Here is a 23,884-nt window from a genome sequence, read left to right on the forward strand (position 1 = left end):
GGTGTAAAGCTCCACCCTAGCTTGACGCGAAGTAAAGAACGCGGCGCATCTCCACAGCACCCCACCCACATCCACCCGCAGGGAGGAAAGATGTCACTTTCCGGTTCGCGCCGTCGCGCCGCCAGGGCGCCGTCGCGGTCGAGGTATCCGTCCGTCAGCGCGAGCGTCCGTTGGCGGATCCTGCCCGCTCTGGGCGCCACCGCGTCCCTGCTCCTGACGTTGGGCGCGACGGATGCCGGAGCCAGCAGCGACGAAGCGGGGGCTGAACGCGCCGCCGCACCCGCGAGCAGGGCGGGCGACGTTCCGTTCGAGCCGATCGGCTTCGAGCGCATCCCTGCGCCCCCGGAGATCCGGGCGGGCAGCCCGTCCTTCGCCCCCGACGGCAAGCATCTGCTGTTCCCGGGGACACACACGGTGGACGGCAAGTCGAGAAGCGATGTGTGGATCGCCGACATGAAGGGCAAGGGCGTCCGCTGCCTCACCTGCTCGATCGGGGAGGAATCCCGGACGCTCCCCTACCCCTACGTCTTCCCGTTCGCGGACGGCAAACGGGTCTTCCTCGGCTTCAGCGGTGTGCTCGAATGCGCGCCCAGCATCGTGAACTGCCGCACGTCCAAGTACCTGCCGTACGACCTCTCCACGGCGAACCCTCCGGGCGGCGTGATCCCGCCGGGCGGAGCGGCGAACAGACCGCAGTCCGTCGTCCGCCAGGGCGCCTACCCGACGCTGGCGCAGGACGGCAAGCACATCGGCTACTCGGACGTCCGCACCGACGGCCTCGAGCAGATGGTGGTTGCCAGGCTCGTACGCAAGGAGGACAAGTACGTCGCGGAGGACCCCAAGGTCATCAACCCGCCCGGCCCCACTTCGGCGACCGACCGGAACATCGACGCCTGGTCGGAGAGCACCGGGCTCTACGAGCTGAAGACCTTCACCCATGGCGGACGCGATGTGACGTACGTGCATGCGGGAGGCACCCGCTCGGAGAACCCCGAGGTCTGGGAGGTGAACCTCAAGACCGGCGTCCGCAAGCGGCTGACCAACCACCCCGACTGGGACGAGGACTACGCCGGGGCGCCCGACGGCAAGAGCGCCATGGTGTGGAGCAACCGGACCCTCCACATGTGGGACGCGCTCGGCGGCCTGATGCCGCACCGCAGCTTCATCGACGCGCCGATGATCGGCGCCGAGTCCGGCATGCTGATCAACACACCGAACAACATTGCCTGCGGTGGCGTCATGTGGCTCATGCCCGGGGAGGGTGACCACGGCGGTTCGGTGTCCGGCCAGCCGATCATCGCCCCGGAGATCCACGCGCACGACACCGTCTCGGGGTGGGGCGCGTGGAGTCCGGACGGCACGAAGTTCGCGCCCACCGCGCTCAAGGAGGGAGCCGGACTCTTCTCGGGCGACGCGCCCGACTATCTGCTCGTCGCGAAGTTGTCCAGCCGCAAGCCGACCAAGCCGGAACCCGTCGTCAGTTCCAATGTCGGCGACTGGGCCCCTGCCCCGGCGGACTGGCACCCTGCGTTCGGCTACGTCGGGGACGTGACCCTCGACGGTCCGGGCGGCGGCACGGTCGACATCCACTACAACGGCAAGCAGGGCGCGGTCTACGGCGACTTCTCCGCGACGTACAAGAACTACTCCGAGGACGGCAAGACGTTCCTCGACGGGACCAAGAAGATCGACGTCCTGGAACCCGGTATCACCAAGGTCCACGAGGTCACCAACCTCGTGATGACGGGTGAGCACACCGGCTCGCTCCGCAAGGACCTCGAGATCACCGGCGGCAACGTCACCGGCACGCCGACCTACAAGGGCTCCTCCACCGCCACCTACGACGGCAAGACCGTAACGGGACCTCCCTCGTGGCTGACGCAGAAGGGCTCCTGCCCCGAGCGACTGCCGAAGAAGCCGCAGATGCAGGCGACCGCCAAGAGCCTCGGCAACGGCCGCTACGAGATCAAGGTGACCGCGAGCGTCGCCGGCATGGGACCGAACGAGACCTCTGTCGACACCCGGCCGGTAACCCACGCGCGGATCGACTCCCCAGGTCAGGACGCCTACACCGATGACCGGGGCATGGCTGTCATCAAGGTCCCCGGGGGCCGCCCGGTCACCGTGAACGTGACGGCAGGCGAGACGATCACGCCGACGAACCTGCGGGTCGGCTGAGCTGTCGGCTCGGCGCGACGGATGCGTCCAGCGGCGAGGGCGAGGACTGCCGAGGTCCTTGCCCTCGCCCGTCGGACACGAACTTCATGCACGGAGACAGGCTCCGCAGACGCACAGGAGGAGGTTGCCTGATGAAGGGCGTGACGCGTAGAGGCGCAGCAGCGGGAATCCTCGGAGTTCTGGCGATGACCGCGTGCTCGAACCCCGGCGCCGGCGGAGACTCCGGACCTCCTGGGACGAGGGAGGCCACCGTCCAGGCCAAGGAGTTGACCGTCTGGACCAACAGCGCTGATCCCGAATCGATCAGAAACGTGTACGAGCGGTTCGGGGAGAAGTACGGCGTCAAGATGAACATCATCGAGATCGCCGCCGACGGCTTCGAGAACCAGGTTCAGACGAAGTGGGCCGGCGGAGACCGGCCCGACATCCTCGAATACCATGCGACCTCCGCCTTCTGGGCCCTCAACCCGGCCCGGAACATGGTGGATCTGTCGAGCATGCCGTACGTCGCCAAGTCCGGCGACCTCTACAAGCACGTCGGGGCGTACCGCGGAAAGGTGTACGCCGTGGTCACCCAGAGCCCTGGGCTCTTCGGCATTTTCTACAACAAGAACGTGCTCGAGAAAGCCGGACTGCGAGCCCCGAAGACGTACGACGACCTGAGCCACATCTGCTCGGTGCTCAAAGCGAAGGATCCTGCCGTGAACCCCCTTTGGGAAAGCGGCGGTTCACAATGGCCCACGCAGATCCTGGGCGGCATCCTGTACATGAGCTCGGCTCAGAAGCAGGATGACTGGGCGCAGAAGGTCATGGACAAGAAGACCGTCTTCGACGACCGGAACGGCCCGTTCGTCGCCGGAGTGTCCGCATACGATCGGCTGCGCAAGGACGGTTGCTTCAACAGGGACGCTACCACCGCCACGTTCGAGGCGTCGGTGAGATCCGTCGCCGACGGGTCGAGCGCGATGGTGGCACTCGGCTCCGATCTCAGCCCGTTCAACGAGGAGTTCGGCGGCGACACCCGCAAGACGGACGCGACCGTCGGCTTCGCCGCGGTGTCGGCCGACGCTCCCGTTGCTGCGTGGGCGCCGAATGTGTCCGGCACCTGGTACGTCCCCAAAACCGGGGATGCCAGACGGCAGAGCACGGCACTCGCCTTCATCAAGTACGCCACCGGCGAGGGGTACCAGCAGTACATCGACGAATCCAAGACCCCCCCGCTCCTTTCGGGCTTCGAAGAGCCATCCGGCGTGCAGCACCTGCAGCAGCAGATCACCGATGCGTACAAAAGGAACTCGGCTCTGGCGTTCAACACCGACCTGGTGGGCTTCAGTGACCGCTTCCCCACCTACACCACCGGGATTCTCAGCGGCCAGGAGGCACCGCAGGGTGTGGGGAAAAAGGCGCAGACCGCCTTCGAGCAGGGCGCCGAGGCCGCTGGTCTGCCGGGGTGGTGACGAGTCGATGCGATCCCTTCGATCAGCGCAGACGATGGCGAACGTGCCTCCGGCGCCCGGCGGGCCTTTCTCGGTGAGCGCCCGCCCATCGAGAAAAGCCCGCCGAGGCCGGAGTCGGTGGTGGCCCTTCGCCCTGCCGGCCTTCCTCCTGGTCTGCGCGTTCTTTCTACTCCCGTTCTTGCTGAACGTGCGCTTCGCGTTCACCCGATGGACCGGCTATGTCGAAGACATCAGCTGGAACGGCCTGGACAACCTACGGAGCATGGCCGAGCAGGGCATCCTGGCGGGCGCGATCGAGGCCACACTCACGTACGCGGTCATCGCCATGATCGTCCAGAACGCCTCCAGCCTCACCCTGGCCCTGGCCCTGCAGCGTTCCGACCGTGTCAACGGCGTCTTCCGCGCCGTGTTCTTCCTGCCCGTTCTCATCGCCCCGGTCGCTGCGGGATACATCTGGTCGGCCATCGTCGCCCCGGCGGGACCGCTCAACAGGGCCATGGGCCTGGTCGTACCGGGCTTCGACTACGCCTGGCTGGGGCACGGCTTCAGCGCGTTGGCCACCACGGCCTTCATCGACGCCTGGAAGTGGAGCGGGTTGACGACGTTGGTCTACATCGCCGGACTCAACGCGATCCCACGGTCCGTCATCGAATCCGCGACGGTGGACGGCGCGAACGCCTGGCAGCGGTTCTGGCGCATCCGCCTTCGCCTCCTGGCGCCGGCCTTCACCTTCACAATCGTCGTGACACTCATTGGGGCGCTGAGCGCCTTCGACATCATCATGGCGACGACCCGCGGAGGTCCCGGCGATGCCACCACAGTGCTCAACATCGCGGTGTTCACACAGTACGGCGGGGGCTTCTTCGGAACCGCGAGCGCGTTGAGCCTGGTGGTGACCGCGTTGGTGGCCGGGATCGCCCTTCCGCTGATCGCGTTCCTGCGCAGTCGAGAGATCGAGGCGTGATGGCCGGCATCGCTACTGGCTCTCGGCCTCAGGCGGTGGTTCGCCGACGTCCAGCAGTCCGTGTCAGTCGGAAGGGCCTCCGGGAGACCACCCGAGTCGTGCTCCTGACGACTGTCGCTGTGGGCTGGATCGGAATCCCGCTGTGGCTCCTGCTGGTGAACTCGGTCAAGCCCCTCAGAGAGGCCAGTGTGCTCGGGCTCGGGCTGCCGAAAGCCTGGAGCCTCATCGACAATTACTCCACGGTCATCCACGAGGGCCATTACGGCACGGCCGTCATGAACAGCGTTCTCATCGCCGTGCCGACCATCGCCTCGGCGGTACTTCTCGGTTCGCTGGCGGCATGGGCGTACGCGAGATCGCGCAGTACGACGATGAAGTTCGCCTACAACCTCACGGTGCTGTCGATCCTGCTTCCGCCGGCCGTCCTCCCGACCATCTACGAGCTGCAGTTGACCGGCCTGGACGGCACGCGGCTCGGCTACTTTCTCGCTATGACAGGGACCCGCCTGGGAACGGTCGTCTTCCTCGCCACCGGTTTCATCCGGGCGATGCCGGCCGAACTGGAGGACGCCGCGGAGGTCGACGGCGCGGGCAGACTTCAGATCTACCGGCACGTCATTCTGCCGCTGTTGCTTCCTGTGCTCTTGGTCGGATCCATGATCCTGATCATCACCGTCTGGAACGAGTTCTTCTTCGCGGCGTTCCTTCTCCAGGGCAGCGAAAGGGCAACGCTCCCGATGGCCCTCTACCAGTTCGCATCGGCGTCGCCGGACACGTCGATCGTGCGATGGAATCTGATCTTCGCGCACGTCGTGCTCACGAGCCTGCCGCTCGTCGTCGCCTATCTGTTCGTCCAGCGGCGGATCGTCTCGGGGCTTTCCGAAGGCGCGATCAAGGGATAGGGCCTGTCCTGCGGATCACGTCGTAGCGACCCCGAAGGCGCGCCAGAAGGCACCTGGATCAAGGCTCAGGCCATGCTGAGCCCGTCCAGGACCAGGCCCCAGCCACCTGAGCATGGACCTCGACCGTCAATAGGTCGCCCTTCCACCGCTGATGTCATAGACGGCGCCGGTGGAGAAGCTGACGCGGTCGGAGGTGAGGAACGCGACGAGTTCGGCCACCTCCTCCGGGCGTCCGATGCGTTTCATTGGAATGAGTCCGGTGATGTGTTCCAGCACGTCGGGGGCGGTGGAATCGTTCATGGGCGTGGCGATGACGGCCGGTGTGACGACGTTCACCAGGACGCCGCTGGTGGCCAGCTCCTTGCCGGCGGACTTGGTCAAGGCGATGACTGCGGCCTTGGACGCGGAGTAGGCGGAAAGGTTGGGGTTGCCCTCCTTGCCCGCCATGCTGGCGAAGTTGACGACGCGGCCCCAGCCGCGCTCGCGCATGCCAGGCACGAAGGCGCGCATGGTGTTCACGGTCCCGATGACGTTGACGTCGAGGACACGGCGCCACTGCTCGGGCATGGTGTCGACGAGCGGGGTGTTCGGTCCGACGATGCCGGCCGAGTTGACCAGGACATCCACCGGCCCTATATCGACAGCCAGTTGACGCAGCGCGGACTCGTCCGTCACGTCCACCCCGATGTCGGCCGCGGTACCGGCGAGGTCGAGGGTGGTCGTCGTGATGCCGTCGGCTCGCAGGCGTTCGGCGATGGCGGCACCGAGTCCGCCGGCGCCGCCGGTGACGAGGGCGGTCCTGGCAGGGGTCGTCATCATGCCTCTCCTGTGGGTCGTCAGGGGTGAGGAGCCGAGGGCCTGGTGGCCCGTACGGCCAGGCTCGTCAGTGGGATTCGCGGCTGACGTCGGAGCCGCTGGAGCCGATGAGGAAGTCGAGGTCGGCGCCGGTGTCGGCCTGTTGCACGTGGTCGACATAGAGGCGTTGCCAGCCGCGGCGCGGGGCGGCGAAGCCGTCGAGGGTGGCCTTGTTCGGGGTGCGGTGGGCCAGTTCGTCCTCGGATACGTCGAGGTCGATGCGGCGGGCCGCGACGTCGAGGCTGACGACGTCCCCGGTGCGGACGAGGGCGAGCGGCCCGCCGGCTGCTGCTTCGGGGGCCATGTGCAGCACCACCGTGCCGTATGCGGTGCCGCTCATCCGGCCGTCGCAGACGCGCACCATGTCACGGACGCCCTGCTCCAACAGCTTCTTCGGCAGAGGCATGTTGGAAACCTCGGGCATGCCCGGGTAGCCCTTGGGGCCGCAGCCGCGCAGTACGAGGACGGAGTCGGCGTCAACGTCCAGGTCGGGGTCGTCGATGCGGGCGTGGAAGTCCTCGATGGAGTCGAAGACGACGGCCCGGCCTCGGTGCTTGAGCAGGTGGGGGGAGGCGGCAGCAGGTTTGATGACGGCGCCGTCGGGGGCGAGATTGCCGTGCAGGACGGCGAGGCCCCCGTGGGCGATCAGGGGCTGTTCCCTGGGGCGGATGACGTCACCGTCCGAGATGAGCGCGTCCTGGAGGTAGTTGACGAGGGGCTGCCCGGTGACGGTGAGGGCGTCGGGGTCGAGCAGGTCGCGGATCTCGCGCAGCACCGCGAGCAGGCCTCCGTCGCGGTGGAAGTCCTCCATGAGGAAACGGCCGGCGGGCTGCAGATCGACGAGCACCGGGACGCGCGAGCCGATGCGGTCGAAGTCGTCGAGGACGAGATCGATGCCGAGGCGGCCTGCGATGGCGAGAAGGTGGACGACCGCGTTGGTCGAACCGCCGACGGCGGCCAGCGCCACGATCGCGTTGTGGAAGGACGCCCTGGTCAGGAAGGTTGCGGGGCGGCGGTCGGCGCCGACCATCTCGACGGCGAGGCGCCCGGCGCCGTGTGCGGCTTGCAGCAGGCGGCTGTCGGGCGCGGGGGTTCCGGCCGTACCGGGTATCACTGTGCCGAGGGCCTCGGCGACCAGGGCCATGGTGGAGGCGGTACCCATGGTGTTGCAGTGGCCCCGGCTGCGGATCATCGCGGACTCGGAGCGGGTGAAGTCCTCCTGGGTGAGGGTGCCGCCCCTCACCTCTTCCGACAGCTTCCACACGTCGGTGCCGCAGCCGAGCGGCCTGCCGCGGAAGGTCCCGGTGAGCATCGGGCCGCCTGGCACGACGACGGCGGGCAGGTCCACCGAGGCGGCGGCCATCAGCAGCGATGGGATCGTCTTGGCACAGCCGCCCAACAGGACGACGCCGTCGATGGGGTTGGCCCGGAGCATCTCCTCGGTGGCCATCGCGGCCATGTTGCGCCAGAGCATGGCGGTCGGCCGCACGTTGGTCTCGCCGAGCGACACCACGGGCAGGTCCAGCGGGATGCCGCCCGCCTCGTACACGCCGTTGCGGACGTGGGCGGCGACCTCGTCCAGGTGGGCGTTGCAGGGGGTCAGATCCGAGGCCGTGTTGGCGATGGCGATCTGCGGCCGGCCGGTGAAGGCGTCGTCCGGTACGCCCCGGCGCATCCAGGCCCGGTGGATGTAGGCGTTGCGGTCCTGGCCCGCGTACCACTGTGAGCTTCGAAGCTTCACCCGCGAATCTTTCCAATAGTCGGTACAGCGGTCTAATATTTGGAACGCCATGGATAATACGCAGACGTTCGACGGACCGAAAGCCCCCGGCGACAAGAAGGGTGTGCCCCCGACAGCCCGTTCAACTGAGCGCGAGGACCAGGGACTTGTGGGATCCGATCGGGTGCTCGCCGTCCTCAAGGAACTCGCGCGCCACCCGGACGGCGCGGGCTTGGACGAGCTGACGCGCGTGATCGCCAGCCCCAAGCCGACCGTGCACCGCGCCCTGCAATCTCTGCGCCGAGCGGGTCTCGCCGACCAGGACGCCCGGGGGCACTACCTGCTCGGGGACGAGTTCCTGCGCATGGCCTTCGCTCACCATGAGGCGCGCCCTGAGCATGTCCGCGTACGGCCCGTCTTGGAGGCACTGGCCGAGCGGTTCAACGAGACCGCGCACTACGCGGTGCTCGACGGCCGGGAGGTCGTCTACCGCGCCAAGGTCGACCCGCCAGCCGGCGCGGTCCGCCTGACCTCCACGGTCGGGGGCCGCAACCCTGCGCACGCCACCGGTGTCGGAAAGCTGCTGCTCGCCCACGAGTTGAGGTCCCTCGCCGACGTCGGGGCCTGGATCGGCGACGACCTTCTGGAGCGACGCACCCCGCGGACGCGCTGTACGTCCACCGAACTGCACCTGGAGTTCGAGACCACCCGGGAGCGGGGTTACGCCCTGGACGACCAGGAGAACGAACCTGGTATCAACTGCCTGGCGCTGCCCGTATACGCGACCTCGGCGACGGCCCCGTCCGGAGCGGTGAGCATCAGCGCGCTGACCTATCGCACGCCGCTGAACGCGCTGGTCGGCGCGTACGACGAAGTCCGCGGGCTGCTCGGCCCGTGGGGAGAACCGCTCCGCTGAACGACAGCCCTCACGGCCCCGACCGGCGAGCCCCACCGTCGACCGTTTTGGCCCGCTCCGCTCCTGAACTGCCCACCCGAATCTGGAGATTGAGCCCGTGTACCTCATGCGCATCGGTGCCGTCGGCGCCGAGAGGCCCGTCGCCCGCGTGGACGACGACACATACGTAGACCTGTCCGACGTCGTCACCGACTTCGGCGAGACGTTCTTCGGGACCGGCGGGCTCGACCGCGTACGTCCTGTAGTGGCCGAGCGTGCAGCGACGGGCCAGGTGTTTCGCCTCACCGGGGAGCGCATCGGCGCCCCCATCGCGCGACCGCACCAGATCCTCTGCATCGGCCTCAACTACCGCGACCACGCGGCTGAATCCGGGATGGCGGTGCCGGACGAACCGATACTGTTCACCAAGTCGCCCAACACCCTCGTCGGTCCCAACGACGATGTGCGCATCCCGCGCGGCTCCACCAAGCCCGACTGGGAGGTGGAGCTCGGTATTGTCATCGGCCGGCGCACCAGTTACCTCGGCTCAATGGAAGAGGCGCGCGACGCCATCGCCGGGTACGTCGTCGTCAACGACGTCAGTGAGCGTGCCTTCCAGTTGGAACGCGGCGGGCAGTGGGCCAAGGGCAAGTCCGCCGAGACCTTCAACCCCGCCGGGCCCTGGCTGGCGACCGCCGATGAGATCGACGACGTCCTCGCGCTCGACATGTGGCTGGACGTCAACAGGGTGCGCCGCCAGAACGGCAACACGAAAACGATGATCTTCGACCCGTCCTTCATCGTGCATTACCTGAGCCAGTTCATGGTCCTGGAGCCCGGCGACCTCATCAACACAGGCACTCCGTCCGGCGTCGGCATGGGCTTCGACCCGCCGCTGTGGCTCAAGCCCGGTGACGTGATGGAGCTGGGCATCAGCGGCCTCGGCGCACAGTGCCAGCGCGTCGTCGGGCCCCGGTGAGCGCGCGCCATGCGGGCATTCGTCGTCACTGCTCCTCGCACGTACGAAGTCCAGGACCTGCCGAAGCCGTCCGCGGCACCCGGCGAGGTTGTGGTCGACGTCGAACGGGTCGGGGTGTGCGGGACCGACGTCGAGCTGTTCACGGGCGACATGGCCTACCTGCACCAGGGGTTGGCCGCCTACCCGCTGCGCCTGGGCCACGAATGGTCCGGCCGCGTCGCTTCCGTCGGGCAGGGCGTCGACGCTGGCTGGCTGGGGCGGCGCGTCACGGGGGACACCATGCTGGGCTGCGGGACGTGCCGCCGCTGCGTACGCGGTCAGCAGCACGTGTGCGAGCGGCGGGAGGAACTCGGCGTCCGCGGCCCCCGGCCGGGAGCACTGGCCGAGCAAGTCGCCGTACCGGCCTCCTCGTTGCACGCCCTGCCTGCATCCGTCGACGCAGTGCTCGGCGCCCTGGTGGAACCCGGCGGCAACGCCCTGCGCGCGGCCCGCGCCGCGGTGCCGGACCGGAACAAACGGGTACTGGTCCTCGGTCCGGGAACCATCGGGCTGCTGGTCGCGATGTTCGCGCGGGCCATGGGCGCCGACGTGCACCTCATGGGCGAGACACAGAGTTCCCTGGACTTCGCGGGCAGCCTCGGTTTCGAGCGGCTCTGGCGGGAGGGCACCCTCCCGGACCTTCCTTTCGACGCGGTCGTCGACGCCTCCAATGCTTCCCAACTGCCCGCTCTGGCACTGGAGTTGGTCGAGCCTGGTGGCCGCGTTGTCTACATCGGTCTGGCCCGCGAACCGAGCGGGATCGATACCCGCACGCTCGCGCTCAAGGACGTCACCGCGGTCGGTGTGCTCTCGGCGTCTCCCGCCCTCGACGCGACCGTCACCGCGTACGCGGACGGGCTCGTGAATCCCCGGCCGTTGCTGGGGGCGACCGTGAGCCTGGACCAGGTCGGGTCAGTACTCGCCGGTGATCGCCCCGCGGGTGGGGGAGCCGGCCCGAAGATCCATGTCGACCCGCGCCTGAGCGGGGAGTGAGAAGCGGCTGAATCGTGACAGTGACAGGTGGCGGCCGAGGGGCGGCTCGTCAGCGCGGGGCCATGCGGACGGCGCCGTCGAGCCGGATGACCTCGCCGTTGAGCATCGGGTTCGCCACGACGTGGTGGACCAGCGCCGCGAACTCGGCCGGGTCGCCGAGCCGTGCCGGGTGTGGCACCTGTCGGCCCAGGGATTCCCGAGCTTCCAGCGGCAGTCCGACCATGAGCGGAGTGTCGAAGATTCCCGGCGCGATGGTGACGACCCTTATCTGATGCTGTGCCAGTTCCCGTGCGGCCGGGAGCGTGAGCCCGACCACCCCGCCCTTCGAGGCGGCGTAGGCGGCTTGGCCGACCTGCCCGTCGTAAGCCGCGATCGACGCCGTGGCGATGAGCACGCCTCGTTCCCCAGCCACCGGCTCGGCCTCGGCGATGCGCTCGGCGGCGAGCCGGAAGACGTTGAATGTTCCTACGAGGTTGACCCGGACGACGCGCTCGAACTCCTCCAGGGGCAACGGCCCGCGGCGGGACAGCAGCTTGCCGGGGGTGGCCACGCCGGCGCAGTTCACGGCGATCCGTAGCGGTCCGAGCCCGGCGGCGGTGTCGACGGCGGCCTGTACGGTTTCGGGGTCTGTCACGTCGCAGGGGGCGTACACCATCTTGCCCAGGGAGGACAGTTCGGCGGCGACGTCCGATCCCGGGGACGTGGGGAGGTCGGCGATGACCACATGGGCTCCTGCGGTGAGCAGCTCCGTGGCGACGGCGCGGCCGAGCCCGCTGGCGCCGCCGGTGACCAGGGCGACCGATGCGTTGGGGTTCATGGGTGGACCTCCGTGGGCGCGACGGGCACGACGTGGGTGGTGGGGCCGGGGTTGCCGCGGGCGAGGTCGCGGCTGATGACCATGCGCTGAATCTGGTTGGTTCCTTCGAAGATCTGCATGACCTTGGCTTCCCGCATGTAGCGCTCCACGGGGAAGTCACGGGTGTAGCCGGCGCCCCCGAAGATCTGGACCGCCTCGGTGGTGATCCACATCGCGGCGTCGGTGGCGACGAGTTTGGCGATACTGGCCTGTCGGCCGTAGGGAAGCCCGACGTCCTTGCGGCGCGCCGCGGCCAGCACGGTCGCCCGGGCGGACGTGACCGCGGCCTCCATATCGGCGAGCAGGAAGGCGATCGCCTGGTGATCGATGATCTTGCGGCCGAAGGTCTCCCGCTGCTGGGCGTAGGTGAGCGCGTCGTCCAGCGCGCCCTGAGCCAGTCCTACGGCCACCGCGGCGATACCGAGCCGGCCGGCGTCCAGGCCCTCGAGCGCGATCGCAAGTCCCTGGCCCTCCTCCCCGATGAGCCGGTCGTCCGGCACCCGGACGTCATCGAAGCGCATGGTCGCGGTGGCCGACCCGGTCAGGCCCATCTTGCGCTCCGGTGGATCGGCCTGGAGACCTGATACGTCAGCCGGCACGAGGAAGCAGGAGACGCCTCGCGCCCGGTCGTCGGAGGTGCGCGCCATGACCGTGTAGAAGTCCGCGTGCCCGCCGTGCGTCGTCCATGCCTTGGCACCGCGCAGCACGTACGCGTCACCGTCGCGCCGGGCCCGGCTGGTCATGGCGGCCGGATCCGAGCCCGCGTGCGTCTCGGACAGACAGTAGGCCCCGAGCAGGTCGCCGGCCAGCAACTGTGGCAGCAGGCGCTCGCGTTGAGCGTCGGTGCCGTGCGTGGCCAGCGGGAAGCAGGACAGCGCGTGCACGCTCATCCCGACGGCGACGCTCGCCCAACGGGCCGCGATCTCCTCGACGACCTGCAGATACACCTCGTACGGCTGTCCACCACCGCCGTACTCGACGGGGTACGGCAGGGCGAGGAGACCGGACCGGCCGAGCGTCCGGAACACCTCGCGAGGGAAGCGTTCCGCCGCTTCGTGCTCCGCGGCGCGGGGCGCCAGGTGACGCTCGGCGATCTCGCGTGTCAGGTCGAGCAGGTCCGCCGCCTCTTCGGTCGGCAGCAGGCGTGAGACAGGCATGGAAAGGGGACTCCGGATATCTCGTACGGGACTGGCGGTGTCAGTGGCCGTCCAGTTCGTCACGGCGCTGTTTCCGCAGGACGAAGCGCTGGATCTTCCCGCTGGGGGTCTTCGGCAGCCGGTCGGTGAAGTGGACGGTGCGCGGATAGGCGTGGGCGGCGAACCGTGACTTGACCAGCTGCTGCAGTTCCTTGGCGAGTGCGTCGTCGCCGACCGCGCCGACACGCAGCACCACGAACGCTTCGAGTACCTCCCCGCGCAGCGCATCAGGCACTCCCACGACCGCGACATCGGTCACCAGGTCGTGCTGCAGCAGAACGCTCTCCACATCGAAGGGGCCGATGCGGTACCCGGCCATGATGATGACGTCGTCGTCGCGAGCGGAGAAGAAGAAGTAGCCGTCCTCGTCCCGGGTTCCGGCGTCGCCGGTGAGGTACCACTGGCCGTCGGCGGTGAAGCGTTCGGCGGTCATATCCGGGGCGCCGGCGTATCCGGAGAACCACATCAGCGGGCTGTCGGCCACCTTGATCGCGACGCGGCCTGCCGTCCCCGCCGGGGCGGGTTCGTCCCGTTCGTCGTGCAGGACCTCGGCCGACCAGCCGGGCAGAGGCCTGCCCATAGATCCCGGCCGGACCGGGGATCGTACGGCGTTGGCCCAGCCGTTGACGATGACCATGCCGTGCTCGGTCTGACCGTAGTGGTCGCGCACGGGGACGCCGAGCGCCTGCTCGGCCCAAGTGATGACCTCGGGCGTGAGAGGCTCACCGGCGGAAGAGGCGGTGCGCAGCCGCAGACCGTCCGGCACGGGCTCCGGGGCACTGCGCAGGCTGCGGTAGACGGTGGGGGCCGCGGCGAAGTTCGTGACGCCGAAGTCGCGCATGACCTGCCAGGTCAGCGCCGACGAGAAGCCGGAGTGCAGCAGCAGGCTCCGGTGGCCCGCGGCCAGCGGGCCGAGGATGGCGTAGTACAGCCCGTAGGCCCAGCCCGGGTCGGCGGCGTTCCAGAACACGTCGTCGGGCCGGACATCCAGGCCGAACTCCAGGTATGCCTGGAACGACGCCAGCGCCTTGACCGGGACGGGAACGCCCTTCGGTGTCCCGGTGGTGCCGGAGGTGAACAGATGGACCAGCGCCGCGTCCCCGCCGACGGCGACCGCCTGGCCCTCCTGCTCGTCTCCGCGACACGCGCCGAGCAGGCGGTCAAACGACAACTCGCCTTCGGCCGGTTCACCGCCCGCGACCACGACCTGCCACGGGGCGTCGGCGGGCATGTCCTCGCCGGGAGCGAGCTTGTGCCGCTGATCGGCGTCGACGACGACGGCCTTCGCCGTGCTCGCCTCCAGGCGCAGGGCGATGGCTGGCGGCGCGAAAGCGGTGAACAGCGGAACGTGCACCGCACCGCGCCGCCAGATACCCAGAAGCGCCACGATCAGGTCGGCCGACTTGCCCATCAGAACGGCCACGGCGTCGCCAGGGTCGACACCGATTCCGGCCAGAGCGGCGGCGCATCGCGCCGAGTCACGCCGGAGTTCGCCAAAGGTGAGATCGCGGGCCGACAGATCCGCCTCGATGACAGTGAAAGCCACGGCGTCGGCAGGGTGCCGGTCGCACAGCAACTCCGCAGCACATGCCCCCGGAGAGCCGAACCGGGCCAGCAGTTCCCGGACCCGCTCCGACGCAGCGGCCGGAACGTCAGCCCCTTGTTCACCGACGGATTGACCGATGCTGCTCATGATCAGCCCCTTTTCTGGCACGGTCGGCCGACTCTTTGCGGTGGCGCTACGGCGACCTATGCTCCGGATCACGTGGATGGCCGACTACCCCCGGAAAGGGGCAGGGGCAATGAGGCCCATTTCGGATATATCGATGCGTCCTGACGATGGTGACGCGTTTCGGCAGGCGCTGCGACTGGCTCAGCGGCGCTGCGACTTCCCCATCGCCTTCGGCGGCCCGGTCCAGGGTGCAGTCCTTCACCTGACACAGCACATCGGGGTTCAGACGGCGGGGCTGCGCGGACTCTCCGTCTTCGCCGCCACCGGCCTGGGCGGGCATGTCCTCGTGGAGCGCCGCCCCGCCGCCGTGGCGGACTACGGATCGGACGACTCCATCACCCACGACTACGACGCCCCCGTCCTGGCGGAACGTATCCGCTCCGTCGTGGCCGTTCCCGTCGTCGTGTCCGGTTCGGTACGCGGGGTGCTGTACGGAGCGACACGCGCCTCGACGCCGCTCGGGGACCGTGCAGCCGACGCCATGGTCGGCGCCTCACGGCAACTGGCGACCGAACTCGCCCTCCGGGACGAGGTCGATCGGCGGCTGAAGCTCCGGCTGGCCTCGGAAACCGGATCGGGCCGCGGCACGAGCCACGGCGCGGCCGAGGAGATCCGCGAACTGCACGCGGAGCTCCGCGTCATCGCGCAGGCAGTGCAGGACGACACACTGCGCGATCGGCTCCTCGACGCCTCCCAGCGTTTGGCCGGCCTCGGCGCAGCACACAAACCGCAGGCCCGTTCACCGCTCTCGCCCCGCGAGATCGATGCCCTGGCGCAAGTGTCCCTGGGATGCAGCAACATCGAGGCGGCCGCTCGTCTGTCTCTCCGGCCGGAAACGGTCAAGGCCTACCTGCGCAGCGCCATGCGCAAGCTCGACGCCCGCACACGGTTCGAGGCCGTGGTGGCCGCCCGCCGCGGGGGCCTTCTCCCGTAGTACGCCGGCAGGATCCTGAGCGCCCTGTTCACGAGGGCCGGATCATGCACGAGGAGGCCGACCGCGTCCAGACCGAGCTTGCCGCGGCTGAGCAGGAACGGCAGGAGTGGCGGATCGCGCGCAGGCGGGTCGGTGTCGGTACGGTGCCGGCTCCGCTGAAGGTAGGTCCGGATACCGACAGGCTGATCAGCCAGGGTGTCAATTTTTGCAGGCTGCGGTGCGCAGGATAGAAGAGCAGGCCTCGATAACCGCCCGCAACGACTTGGGGGTTCGGGTGCCGGCGTCTGAGCGTTCGGTCGGTGCTTCGCCTCATATCTTGAACGAATTCCTGGCGCAGGACACTAGGCGAGGGAGCCCAGCGGCAGTTGGTCCGGCTGCCCGCTCATGACGTTTCAGCCTGGGGCGGGGTGAGATCGGGCGGGTAGCCCTTGGCACGAAGCCAGCTATCGAGGGCCAGGGCGACGATGTCGCCGTGGGGGACGTCCTGGTCGGCGTTGTAGCGGCGGATGCGTCGCTGGAGTTGCAGGATGTCGGGGACGGCGTAGTTGAGCTGTCCGCGTTTGATGCGGCGGTCGCCGACGACCGCGAGAGTGTCTGGATGCGGGGTGAGTGGATCGTCGGCGGGCTCGGACTGCGCTTCGAGTGCGTCGGCCACGTCGCGTAGACGACGGGCGTGGTGGGAGAGATTGGGCACGAAGGCTGCTCCGGTCGGTCCGGCTAGGCGGCTAGTTAGCCGCCTATTGGGCTATTGGAATAGTCGGCGGAAGGGGTGGCCGGGCACTCAGCGAGCTGGCGGCCACCCCCTGTGCCGTACGGTGTGTCAGAAGCCGCGGGTGGTGAGCCATTCGTCCAGTGCCACCGCGACGATGTCGCCCATGGGCAGGTGGTCGAGTTCGTTGTCCAGCGCGAAGCGCTTGATCCGCTTCTTCAGCTTCAGCGCAGCGGGAACCGACGAGTCGAGGCTCTCGCGCGTGATAATGCGCTGGTTGAGGATCACGGCTGTCTCGGGGATGTCCTTGGGGCGGCCGGGGCCGTGAGCCCACGGCGTTCCCTCGCTGGGTGCTGCCTGCGACCGCGCGTCCTGTTCCTGACGAGGCCCCGGAGTATCGGTCCTCACCGGGAATGCCATGTCGCCTGCGACCGGAGGAGCTGCTGGGCGAACCGCCACCTCGGCGACCGGGGCCACACCAGCAGCCGCGGACGGGTCGTTGGACAGCCCGTGCCGAGCAATGGGTTCGGGCGGCTGCGCGGGCTGAACCGCAGGTGGCGCGGGCTCGGCAGTCGGGACCCCGGGCGGCACCTGCTCCTTCACCGGATCGCCGACGGAATCCATCCGAGCCTCGGGGGCGATGACGGACTGGTGAGCCGACTGACTGACGTTCGCCTCTTGCGCGGGGCCGCTCGGCGCGACCGCATAGGTCGACTGGGGGGACGCCTGAGCCACGTCAGCCACCGTCTCGGTCTTATTGTGCGCCGCCCCCTCGACGGGAACGGTGGAAGGGGCGGGCTGTACTTGCGGCTCGCTGGCAGCGGGTTGGCCTTCGCCCCGTGCGGCGGCCTGTTCGGTGGCGAACTGCTCGGGGGTGAGCTCGGCGGCCGGGGGAGGAGGCGGAGGGGTCGTGTTCCTGGCTCCGCCCAAGGTACGGCCGCCCGTGCGGCGGGCGGGCGGCTTCATGCGTTCGGTCATGCTGCGGTCAGCTCCTTCATCAGCTTGGCGTACTCGCTCAGCTCGGTCGGGATCTCACCGAAGGCCTCCATGTAGTGGACCCAGGAGTGGATGGTGGTCTCGGCGAGCGGGAATGCCTCGTCGCGGTCGGGGCCGATGCCCTCGCCCTGGGCGGGGTCGAGGAGTTGGTCCTTTGCCCGGCTGGGCAGGCTGGTGCGGTCGTCGGCCTTGACCATGACGACGTGGGCGGTGACGCCGTGGGTGTTGCGTGCGGCGGCGCGTTCGGCCTCGTCGAAGGTGGCCACGAGCTTGCGGCGCTCGATCTTGGTGGGGGCGACCGGCACGAGCAGGAGGTTCGCCTCGGTGACAGCCTCGTGGAAGATGCGGGCGCTGCCGCCGCCGGCGTCGACCACGATCGCGCCGAACTCGGCACGCTTGGCGCGGATGTATTCGGCGATGTCGTCGAACGGGTACCGTTCGACAACCAGGTTTTCGGGGATCTCGAAGCCCTCGGCCTGGGCGACCTTGAACCAGTCGTAGGCGGATTGGCTGGTGGCGTCGGCGTCCAGCAGCAGCGTCGGGACGCCGAGGACAACGGCGTAGTAGAGGGCGATGAACCAGGCGGAGGTGGTCTTGCCGGTGCCGCCCTTGAGCATGCCGACGACGATGATGAAGGCGTCCCAGGCGCGGGCTGTGGCCGCGGCCAGGGTCTTGTGACGGGTGTTCTCGTTCACGTGTGCTTGATCTCCTGAAACTGTCGTTGAGTTGGCGGTCGCCGACGGCGTCGACGCTTGCTTGTGGGCCTGGCTGCTTGCAGGCGAGCGGGGGTGCTCTCGCTGCGCAACCGAGGCGGGCAGGGTGCATGGGCGGGTCGTCGAGCCGAGTGGCACCGCAGGAGATGCCTACGAGGACGGCGGTGCTCATGGGCGCTTCCTCGTGTCATGGGCCGGGCCGTGGCGGTGCTGGGGCCGCATGGGGGTGCCTGCTTGGTGCAGGAACCGGTAGACATTGGCGATGGAGTAGCTGTGCTCCGTGGCGAGTTCCGGCACTGTGGCTCCGGCCTCGTACCGTGCGCGCAGGGACAGTGCGAGCTTGTGCCGTTCGGCGGCCCGGGCTGCGGTGCGCATCCGCAGGGTCTGTTGGGTGGTGCGTACGGTGCCGCCGGCCTCGATGAGCAGGCGTCGGGCACCGCGCCTCGTCTCTCCCGCTGCTGTGGCGAGTTCGGTGAGGGTTGCGCCGTGCTGTTCATACAGGGTGCGCATGTGGGCGGCGAGGCGCCTGCGGGCTTGTGGGTTCTGCCGCATTCTGCGGGTCTGCCAGGAGGTGCGCATGACGGTCCCGGCGTCGTGCAGCCGGTTGAGAACCGTGCCATACGACAGCCCGCTATCGGCGACGAGTTCGTCAACCGTGGCACCGGACTCGTATCGCGCGCGCAAGGCCTGCGGGCTTGGCGGTTCGCTCTCGGGAGGCGTGTTCTGGGCGTGTGAGGTCATGCTGCGGACTCCCATTCGCTGAGGGCTTCGGCATGGGCGGCGGCCAGCTCGTCGTAACTGCGCTGGTCGGCGGGGGTGATGAAGATCAGGCGGCCGTCGGTGGCGACCCGCCAGCCCGCGGCCGGACGGCCGGTGGCCGGGTCGAGGACGCGCCCGCCCGGGGCGTGCCACGTGGGCGGGATTTCGTCGGGGCGCGGCGCGGGTACCAGGACCTGACGGCCGTCGCGGACGATCACGAGAGCCCTGCTGCGGTGCTCCGCAAGCCGGTCCAGTGCCTCCTGGTAGGCCGCCCGTTCGGCCGCGTGCAGGGCCTTGCGCCGGGCCGCTACGCCCCAGGTGCCGTGTAGCTCGGCGACCCTGTCCCAGCCCTGTGCCGGCGCTGCGGTGTGGCCGTTGTCGGCGTCCGGGAGGCGGATGCCGAATCCCTCCAGCGCACGCGGTGCGAGGGTCCAGGTCTCCCCGGTGTGCTGGACGAGACCGTGGTCGGCGAGGCGTTTCAGGGTCCGGTAGGTGGTGGCGCGGGAGACCGAGGAAGTGCCGACGAGCTCCATGACCGTCTGGTCCGGGCGCACATGCAGGGCGCTGATGATCACGAGGGCGGCGCTGCCAAGGGCGTGGTGGGCGAAGGTGTCGTGGCCCATGAGTCGGCTGAGGACGGTGGAGTCGATGTCGGCCGTCGTGGCCGTCTCAGGGGTGCTCCACTCCCCAAGTGCCGGGTCGGGGGGGAACTGAGTGGACCGGAAACGAGACAGCAGAGCCGGGTCACCGTGACCCGCGATGGTGCCGTCGCCCAGGTACCAGGTCGAGCCCTCCCGGCCATGACCCACCCGCAGACGCCGCAACCACCCTCCCGGCTTCAGGACCGTCTCGTAGACGACCCGCAGCGTCGTGCGGGAGACCCCCGCTTCCTCCGCGGTCTGCCGCTCACTGGCGTGGTGCAGGGGACCGCCCGCGATCTCGGCGAAGTTCAGGTGCGCCCGCAGCACCCGCAGCGCGGTCCGTCCTCGCTCACCACGCCACTGTGTCGTCTCGATCCGGTCGCGCAGTGAAGCGAGGACCTCGTACGCGTCGTGCCGGGAGCTCAGCGCCGCGGTGATGCTGACCGTCTTGGAAGCGCTGGTCCAGACCCGGTCGATGTAGTCCAGGGCTCGCGCCTGCCCGGAGCGCAGCGCGATGCTGCGGGTGTGCCGTCCGCCTTCGTGCTCAGGGTGCAGCAGGAGTTGGGTGAGCTGGTCGATGCTGCCGCCGGCGCGGGCGACGTGGCAGGCGATGGCCGCGGTGATCCGGTGGCCGTGCTCGGCCGCGCCCTGGCGGTCCCCGCGCAGGATCACGGTCCGCCCGTCGGAGGAGAGTCGGCTGTAACTACCAGCGGCGTAGCGGCCGGTGAGGTCGCCGAGCAGAATGAGATCGGTCGCGGCCGACGACAGTTGGGCGTGGCCGACAATGCCGCGGAATGCGGCGGAGTTTCGTTGAGAGAGGGCGTGATGGGTGCTGTCTGTCACGGTGAGGTCGTCTCGCAAAGACGTGGACGCCACCCAGGCCCGCTAAAACCACGGGTGGCATCCGGAACCGACCTCCATCGGCGCCGGCAAGGTCCCCAGGATGGCCGTCCTGGAAGCCCTCGCAATACCGGCCCCGAGCGGAGGCAGGCATCCCCATCACAGCTCGACCGAGATCGAAACAGAGCACCACCAGAGGCGTCCACCCGTGATCCACACCGGCCAACTCAGGTCCCTCGAAGGCCAGTTACAGAGGCTGATGCCTCTGACTGCCTCCGAGCGACCCGGGTCGAACCGGGGTCGAATCAGAGCGATTTCCTCTGACTGCCTCCGATCGCCTCTGCAACCCGTCCTAGCAGGTCACAGCCTCATCGCCCCCACACAAGCGCAGGTCAGAAAGTTGCGCTAGCTGTACCACTGGTTCCTGGCGAAAGTCGTCATGTGCGGCATGGCTGCGGCTCCCGTCGTTGGGTGATGGCGACATCGTCCGGAAGGGCGTCACTGCGCCGCAATACCTCTTCCGCCTCACGGAAGTAGATCAGTAAAAGGCCTGTTCAGGGTATGTAGTCCCTCGTGGGGTTGAGTCGGGATGGGCTCGGGCCAACACGCGCCACTGTGTCTGCATCGCTGGGCTGCGTGTCCGCTTCAGGGTTGTCGACTTGCGAGATTGATCCTAATTGGGGCTCTCGTGGTGATTAAGTTTCCGCAATTCGTTGGTACAGCGGCAGAAGTTGCGTCATCGCTGATCAGGCGTGCGCGTCGCCGTGTAATGAGGTCGTGGGGTCGAATCCGGGTCGAATTCGCCGCTCTTTGGGTCCTGTAGCAATAAGTGCAGGCCAAAGGGGTGGCGGACCTATGTAAAGCGGTTGTTTGAACCTGCCGGGCCAGGAGTAGCCCGGCTTGGGCTCGGGCCGTGGCCGTTTGTGATGGAGTGTCAGGTGGGTTGCGGCGCAGGCGAGAAGCCCGTTCATCGCGGACTTGGGTGCCGTTTCAAGAGCGTGTGCGTGTGTCGGTCAAACTGCCGTTCTCGGCGGGAGTCCAGTCGAGCGGGGCGCGGGTGACGCGTCGGCCCACCTCGTGGGCGCCGATGTCGACGCTGGTGAGGGAGAGGTGGCGGATCTTGGCGAGGAAGCAGTTGTCGAAGCTCGCCAGCGACAGGTGCGCGGGGGCGGGGGAGGAACATGACCTCCTCCATCCCGTTGGCCACCAACGGCCCCGTCCAGCAGGTGTTCGATATCGTCACCTAGGTCCGGTTCTGGCCCAAGTGGCATGTGCTGACCAGGTCCGTTCCCTGTCAAGTCCTACGTGTTGAACCTCTACAACCCTTCCGAGCCCTCGCCCGGTTGCCGAGCCGGCCGCAGTCAGGTTCCGCGCGTCGTGTCGGGCGCTCGCCCTGGTGTCGGCTTCGGCGCCCAGGCGGAGAGGAGTTCGTAACCGACATGGGCGGCGGCCACGCCGGTGATCTCGGCGTGGTCATAGGCGGGGGCCACTTCGACGATGTCCGCGCCCACGACGTTCAGCCCACTCGTCGCGCGCAGCATCATGAGCAGTTCGCGGGAAGTGAGCCCGCCGGGCTCCGGCGTACCGGTGCCCGGTGCGAAGGCGGGATCCAGGACGTCGATGTCGACCGAGATGTAGACCGGGCGGTCCTGGAGGCGGGCGCGCATCCGCTCGATGGTGCCCCGCACGCCTATGTCCTCGATCTCCTCGCAGCGGATGGGCACGAATCCGAGGGTGCGGTCCTGCTTCATGTCACCCGGCCCGTACAGGCCGCCGCGGATGCCGACGTGCAGGCAGCCCTCGGGGTCGAGCAGTCCTTCCTCGGCGGCTCTGCGGAAGGGCGTGCCGTGCAGGTAGGGCGAGTTGAAGTAGGTGTCCCAGGTGTCGAGGTGCGCGTCGAAGTGCAGGACGGAGATCGGTCCGTGCCGAGCGTGCAGGGCTCGCAGGACGGGCAGGGCGATGGTGTGGTCGCCGCCGAGGACGAGCAGCTTTCCGGCGCGTTCGAGAACGGCGCGGGTGCCGTTCTCGATGGTTGTGATGGCGGCAGGATCGCCCAGGCCCACGGCCGCCACCGCGCACCCGGCCGCAAGTCGCCGCTCAGGGGTTCCAGTTCGAGCTGCGCTGGCCACAGGCCTGCGAGGTTCACCCTCGACCTGCTGCTGGACATCACACCCGTGTCCGACGTCGAGAGCACTGCGATGGGCTGCATGGCCGCGCCGGCCCACATGGTCCGAGCTGACGACAATGGGCTTCCCTGCCCGTTCGCGCGGGGTCTCGGCGCAGGGCCCAGTGAAGGCCGGCCCCGGCCCGGTGAACGCGCCCGCCGTGGTCGCCGGGACCACCGTCCGACATACTTGACAACTCAGTACAGAACCGCCTAGGTTTCTGATCGTTCAGTACAAAACCGTCCAGAGCTCACCGGACGGGCTGCGCGCACGCCCGGCGCCATCACCGTCCCGTCGCTCTACCTCTACGGGGCCGACGACAACTGCTTTTGCGTGGAGGTGAGCGACGGCATGGACGGCCTGTTCACGAACGGCTTCGAACGCATCGTCATACCCGGCACAGGGCACCGGTCGCCAACCACATCCTGGGCTTCCTGAACGACTGCACCCCCCGCCAACCACCCAGAACTCGAAGGGTCGACCGAACCATGACTGACAAGGAACGGCAGGATGCCATGGCTGTGACGACTCCTTTCGTGGAAAAGCACCGTGGCACCGAGGCCATGTTGGCCCTCCTCGACGCGATGGACCAGATGCCGAGCGCCAGCCTGCTGCGGGCCCGCTCCTACGAGCTGCTGTCTCTTGTCCCGGGCTCGTCTGTCGTGGACGTCGGCTCCGGTGCCGGGCGGGCCGTCGCCGAGCTGGCCGAGCGTGGCGTTCACGCGGTGGGTGTGGATCCCGATCCGTGGATGCTGGCCGAGGCGCGGAAACGGTGGTCGGCGGCTGAGTTCTGGGAGGCGGGGGCGGAGGATCTGCCGTTCGCCGACGGAAGCATGCGCGGCTACCGTGCCGACAAGGTCTTCCACGCACTTCAGGAGCCGTGGCGCGCGGTGGCGGAAGCGCGGCGCGTCCTCTGCCCGGGCGGCAGGATCGTCCTGGTCGGGCAGGACTGGGACGCCATCATGGTCGACTCTGATGACGCGGAGCTCACCCGCACGATCGTGCACGCCCGCGCCGACCTCCTGGGCACGCCCCGCGCCGCCCGCCAGTACCGCAACCTGCTCCTGGACGGCGGCTTCAACGACGTCACCGTCGAGGTGCACACCATCGTGTTCACCGATCCTGCGATGCTGTCGCTGCTCACCGGGTTCGCCGAGTCGGCCTGCATGAGCGGTGCCGTCGGCCGTGACCAGGCCGATGCGTGGCTGGCCGAACAGCGCCGACGCTCGGAGGCCGACCGCTTTCTCGTCGCCATTCCGTTCTTCGTGGCTGCCGCCTCCGCCTAGAGAGCAGATGGAGCACGGGCTGCGGGGATCCGCAGAACCGGGGAACGGTGACCACGCCTGTCAGGCGCTCGTGGC

At 68.6% G+C, this 23,884-nt stretch carries 20 protein-coding genes; 9 read left to right on the forward strand and 11 right to left on the reverse strand.

The annotated features are described in order from the left end of the window. The first annotated feature begins 90 nt into the window (after positions 1 to 90). The 4 genes from ACFZDK_RS34605 to ACFZDK_RS34620 all read left to right on the forward strand — a co-directional run bounded on the left by ACFZDK_RS34605 (position 91) and on the right by ACFZDK_RS34620 (position 5,501). The gene (locus ACFZDK_RS34605) at positions 91 to 2,178 is read left to right on the forward strand and encodes a hypothetical protein (RefSeq protein ID WP_390978013.1); all 2,088 of its coding nucleotides are present in this window, start codon (positions 91 to 93) and stop codon (positions 2,176 to 2,178) included. A gap of 131 nt (positions 2,179 to 2,309) precedes the next feature. Continuing rightward, entirely contained in the window at positions 2,310 to 3,635 is a 1,326-nt protein-coding gene (locus ACFZDK_RS34610; RefSeq protein WP_390978015.1) for an extracellular solute-binding protein, read from the forward strand. Between the two features lie 187 nt (positions 3,636 to 3,822). Further along, a complete protein-coding gene (locus tag ACFZDK_RS34615) occupies positions 3,823 to 4,599 on the forward strand; it encodes an ABC transporter permease subunit (RefSeq protein WP_390978090.1) in 777 nt (258 codons plus the stop codon). 155 nt (positions 4,600 to 4,754) lie between these two features. Continuing rightward, entirely contained in the window at positions 4,755 to 5,501 is a 747-nt protein-coding gene (locus ACFZDK_RS34620) for an ABC transporter permease subunit (protein ID WP_390978017.1), read from the forward strand. A gap of 126 nt (positions 5,502 to 5,627) precedes the next feature. On the opposite strand, the gene ACFZDK_RS34625 is transcribed toward ACFZDK_RS34620, so the two are convergent. Next, positions 5,628 to 6,320, reverse strand: coding sequence for an SDR family oxidoreductase (locus tag ACFZDK_RS34625; RefSeq protein WP_390978019.1), 693 nt, complete (start codon positions 6,318 to 6,320; stop codon positions 5,628 to 5,630). Positions 6,321 to 6,384: 64 nt separating this feature from the next. Beyond that, positions 6,385 to 8,097: a dihydroxy-acid dehydratase gene (locus ACFZDK_RS34630; RefSeq protein WP_390978021.1), complete on the reverse strand. Its 1,713-nt coding sequence runs from the start codon at positions 8,095 to 8,097 to the stop codon at positions 6,385 to 6,387. A gap of 148 nt (positions 8,098 to 8,245) precedes the next feature. Here ACFZDK_RS34630 and ACFZDK_RS34635 point away from each other — a divergent pair, with 148 nt between their 5' ends. From ACFZDK_RS34635 to ACFZDK_RS34645, 3 genes are all read left to right on the forward strand, one after another. Further along, a complete protein-coding gene (locus ACFZDK_RS34635) occupies positions 8,246 to 8,992 on the forward strand; it encodes an IclR family transcriptional regulator C-terminal domain-containing protein (RefSeq protein WP_390978023.1) in 747 nt (248 codons plus the stop codon). A 97-nt stretch (positions 8,993 to 9,089) separates the two neighbouring features. Further along, positions 9,090 to 9,950: a fumarylacetoacetate hydrolase family protein gene (locus ACFZDK_RS34640; RefSeq protein ID WP_390978025.1), complete on the forward strand. Its 861-nt coding sequence runs from the start codon at positions 9,090 to 9,092 to the stop codon at positions 9,948 to 9,950. A gap of 9 nt (positions 9,951 to 9,959) precedes the next feature. Then, a complete protein-coding gene (locus tag ACFZDK_RS34645; RefSeq protein WP_266392409.1) occupies positions 9,960 to 10,982 on the forward strand; it encodes a zinc-binding dehydrogenase in 1,023 nt (340 codons plus the stop codon). 49 nt (positions 10,983 to 11,031) lie between these two features. On the opposite strand, the gene ACFZDK_RS34650 is transcribed toward ACFZDK_RS34645, so the two are convergent. The 3 genes from ACFZDK_RS34650 to ACFZDK_RS34660 are packed head-to-tail and all read right to left on the reverse strand — an operon-like array spanning position 11,032 to position 14,727. Beyond that, positions 11,032 to 11,799, reverse strand: coding sequence for an SDR family NAD(P)-dependent oxidoreductase (locus ACFZDK_RS34650; protein ID WP_390978028.1), 768 nt, complete (start codon positions 11,797 to 11,799; stop codon positions 11,032 to 11,034). Then, positions 11,796 to 12,995, reverse strand: a complete 1,200-nt coding sequence (locus ACFZDK_RS34655) for an acyl-CoA dehydrogenase family protein (RefSeq protein ID WP_390978030.1) — start codon at positions 12,993 to 12,995, stop codon at positions 11,796 to 11,798. Before ACFZDK_RS34655 ends, ACFZDK_RS34650 begins: the two co-directional genes overlap by 4 nt. A 40-nt stretch (positions 12,996 to 13,035) precedes the next feature. Further along, complete coding sequence (locus tag ACFZDK_RS34660) at positions 13,036 to 14,727, reverse strand: AMP-binding protein (RefSeq protein ID WP_390978032.1); 1,692 nt, start codon at positions 14,725 to 14,727, stop codon at positions 13,036 to 13,038. A gap of 109 nt (positions 14,728 to 14,836) precedes the next feature. On the opposite strand from ACFZDK_RS34660, the gene ACFZDK_RS34665 reads away from it, so the two are divergent. Further along, positions 14,837 to 15,700 carry a LuxR C-terminal-related transcriptional regulator gene (locus ACFZDK_RS34665; protein ID WP_390978092.1) on the forward strand — a complete coding sequence of 288 codons (864 nt, stop codon included), beginning with the start codon at positions 14,837 to 14,839 and terminating at the stop codon, positions 15,698 to 15,700. 382 nt (positions 15,701 to 16,082) lie between these two features. Here the strand turns inward: ACFZDK_RS34665 and ACFZDK_RS34670 are convergent, their stop codons facing one another. The 6 genes from ACFZDK_RS34670 to speB form a co-directional block, all read right to left on the reverse strand. Further along, positions 16,083 to 16,394 carry a hypothetical protein gene (locus ACFZDK_RS34670; RefSeq protein ID WP_390978034.1) on the reverse strand — a complete coding sequence of 104 codons (312 nt, stop codon included), beginning with the start codon at positions 16,392 to 16,394 and terminating at the stop codon, positions 16,083 to 16,085. Positions 16,395 to 16,520: 126 nt separating this feature from the next. Then, on the reverse strand, positions 16,521 to 17,387 hold the full coding sequence (locus ACFZDK_RS34675) for a hypothetical protein (RefSeq protein WP_390978036.1): 867 nt from the start codon (positions 17,385 to 17,387) through the stop codon (positions 16,521 to 16,523). After that, positions 17,384 to 18,100: a ParA family protein gene (locus ACFZDK_RS34680; protein ID WP_390978038.1), complete on the reverse strand. Its 717-nt coding sequence runs from the start codon at positions 18,098 to 18,100 to the stop codon at positions 17,384 to 17,386. Before ACFZDK_RS34680 ends, ACFZDK_RS34675 begins: the two co-directional genes overlap by 4 nt. A gap of 186 nt (positions 18,101 to 18,286) precedes the next feature. Then, complete coding sequence (locus tag ACFZDK_RS34685; protein ID WP_390978040.1) at positions 18,287 to 18,859, reverse strand: helix-turn-helix domain-containing protein; 573 nt, start codon at positions 18,857 to 18,859, stop codon at positions 18,287 to 18,289. Next, entirely contained in the window at positions 18,856 to 20,361 is a 1,506-nt protein-coding gene (locus ACFZDK_RS34690; protein ID WP_390978042.1) for a transcriptional regulator, read from the reverse strand. Before ACFZDK_RS34690 ends, ACFZDK_RS34685 begins: the two co-directional genes overlap by 4 nt. 1,358 nt (positions 20,362 to 21,719) lie before the next feature. After that, a complete protein-coding gene (gene speB, locus ACFZDK_RS34695) occupies positions 21,720 to 22,430 on the reverse strand; it encodes an agmatinase (RefSeq protein WP_390978044.1) in 711 nt (236 codons plus the stop codon). Between the two features lie 656 nt (positions 22,431 to 23,086). Between speB and ACFZDK_RS34700 the strand changes: the two genes are divergently transcribed. Continuing rightward, positions 23,087 to 23,809 carry a methyltransferase domain-containing protein gene (locus ACFZDK_RS34700; RefSeq protein WP_390978094.1) on the forward strand — a complete coding sequence of 241 codons (723 nt, stop codon included), beginning with the start codon at positions 23,087 to 23,089 and terminating at the stop codon, positions 23,807 to 23,809. Positions 23,810 to 23,884: the final 75 nt, after the last annotated feature.

Origin of the sequence: Streptomyces sp. NPDC007901 (assembly GCF_042959465.1) — a bacterium.
Classification (GTDB): domain Bacteria; phylum Actinomycetota; class Actinomycetes; order Streptomycetales; family Streptomycetaceae; genus Streptomyces.

Coding starts and splice junctions, on each gene's coding strand:
- ACFZDK_RS34605 (WP_390978013.1), top strand. CDS start 91: ATGTCACTTTCCGGTTCGCGCCGTCGCGCCGCCAGGGCGCCGTCGCGG.
- ACFZDK_RS34610 (WP_390978015.1), top strand. CDS start 2,310: ATGAAGGGCGTGACGCGTAGAGGCGCAGCAGCGGGAATCCTCGGAGTT.
- ACFZDK_RS34625 (WP_390978019.1), bottom strand. CDS start 6,320: ATGATGACGACCCCTGCCAGGACCGCCCTCGTCACCGGCGGCGCCGGC.
- ACFZDK_RS34645 (WP_266392409.1), top strand. CDS start 9,960: ATGCGGGCATTCGTCGTCACTGCTCCTCGCACGTACGAAGTCCAGGAC.
- ACFZDK_RS34650 (WP_390978028.1), bottom strand. CDS start 11,799: ATGAACCCCAACGCATCGGTCGCCCTGGTCACCGGCGGCGCCAGCGGG.
- ACFZDK_RS34655 (WP_390978030.1), bottom strand. CDS start 12,995: ATGCCTGTCTCACGCCTGCTGCCGACCGAAGAGGCGGCGGACCTGCTC.
- ACFZDK_RS34660 (WP_390978032.1), bottom strand. CDS start 14,727: ATGAGCAGCATCGGTCAATCCGTCGGTGAACAAGGGGCTGACGTTCCG.
- ACFZDK_RS34665 (WP_390978092.1), top strand. CDS start 14,837: ATGAGGCCCATTTCGGATATATCGATGCGTCCTGACGATGGTGACGCG.
- ACFZDK_RS34675 (WP_390978036.1), bottom strand. CDS start 17,387: ATGACCGAACGCATGAAGCCGCCCGCCCGCCGCACGGGCGGCCGTACC.
- ACFZDK_RS34685 (WP_390978040.1), bottom strand. CDS start 18,859: ATGACCTCACACGCCCAGAACACGCCTCCCGAGAGCGAACCGCCAAGC.
- ACFZDK_RS34700 (WP_390978094.1), top strand. CDS start 23,087: ATGTTGGCCCTCCTCGACGCGATGGACCAGATGCCGAGCGCCAGCCTG.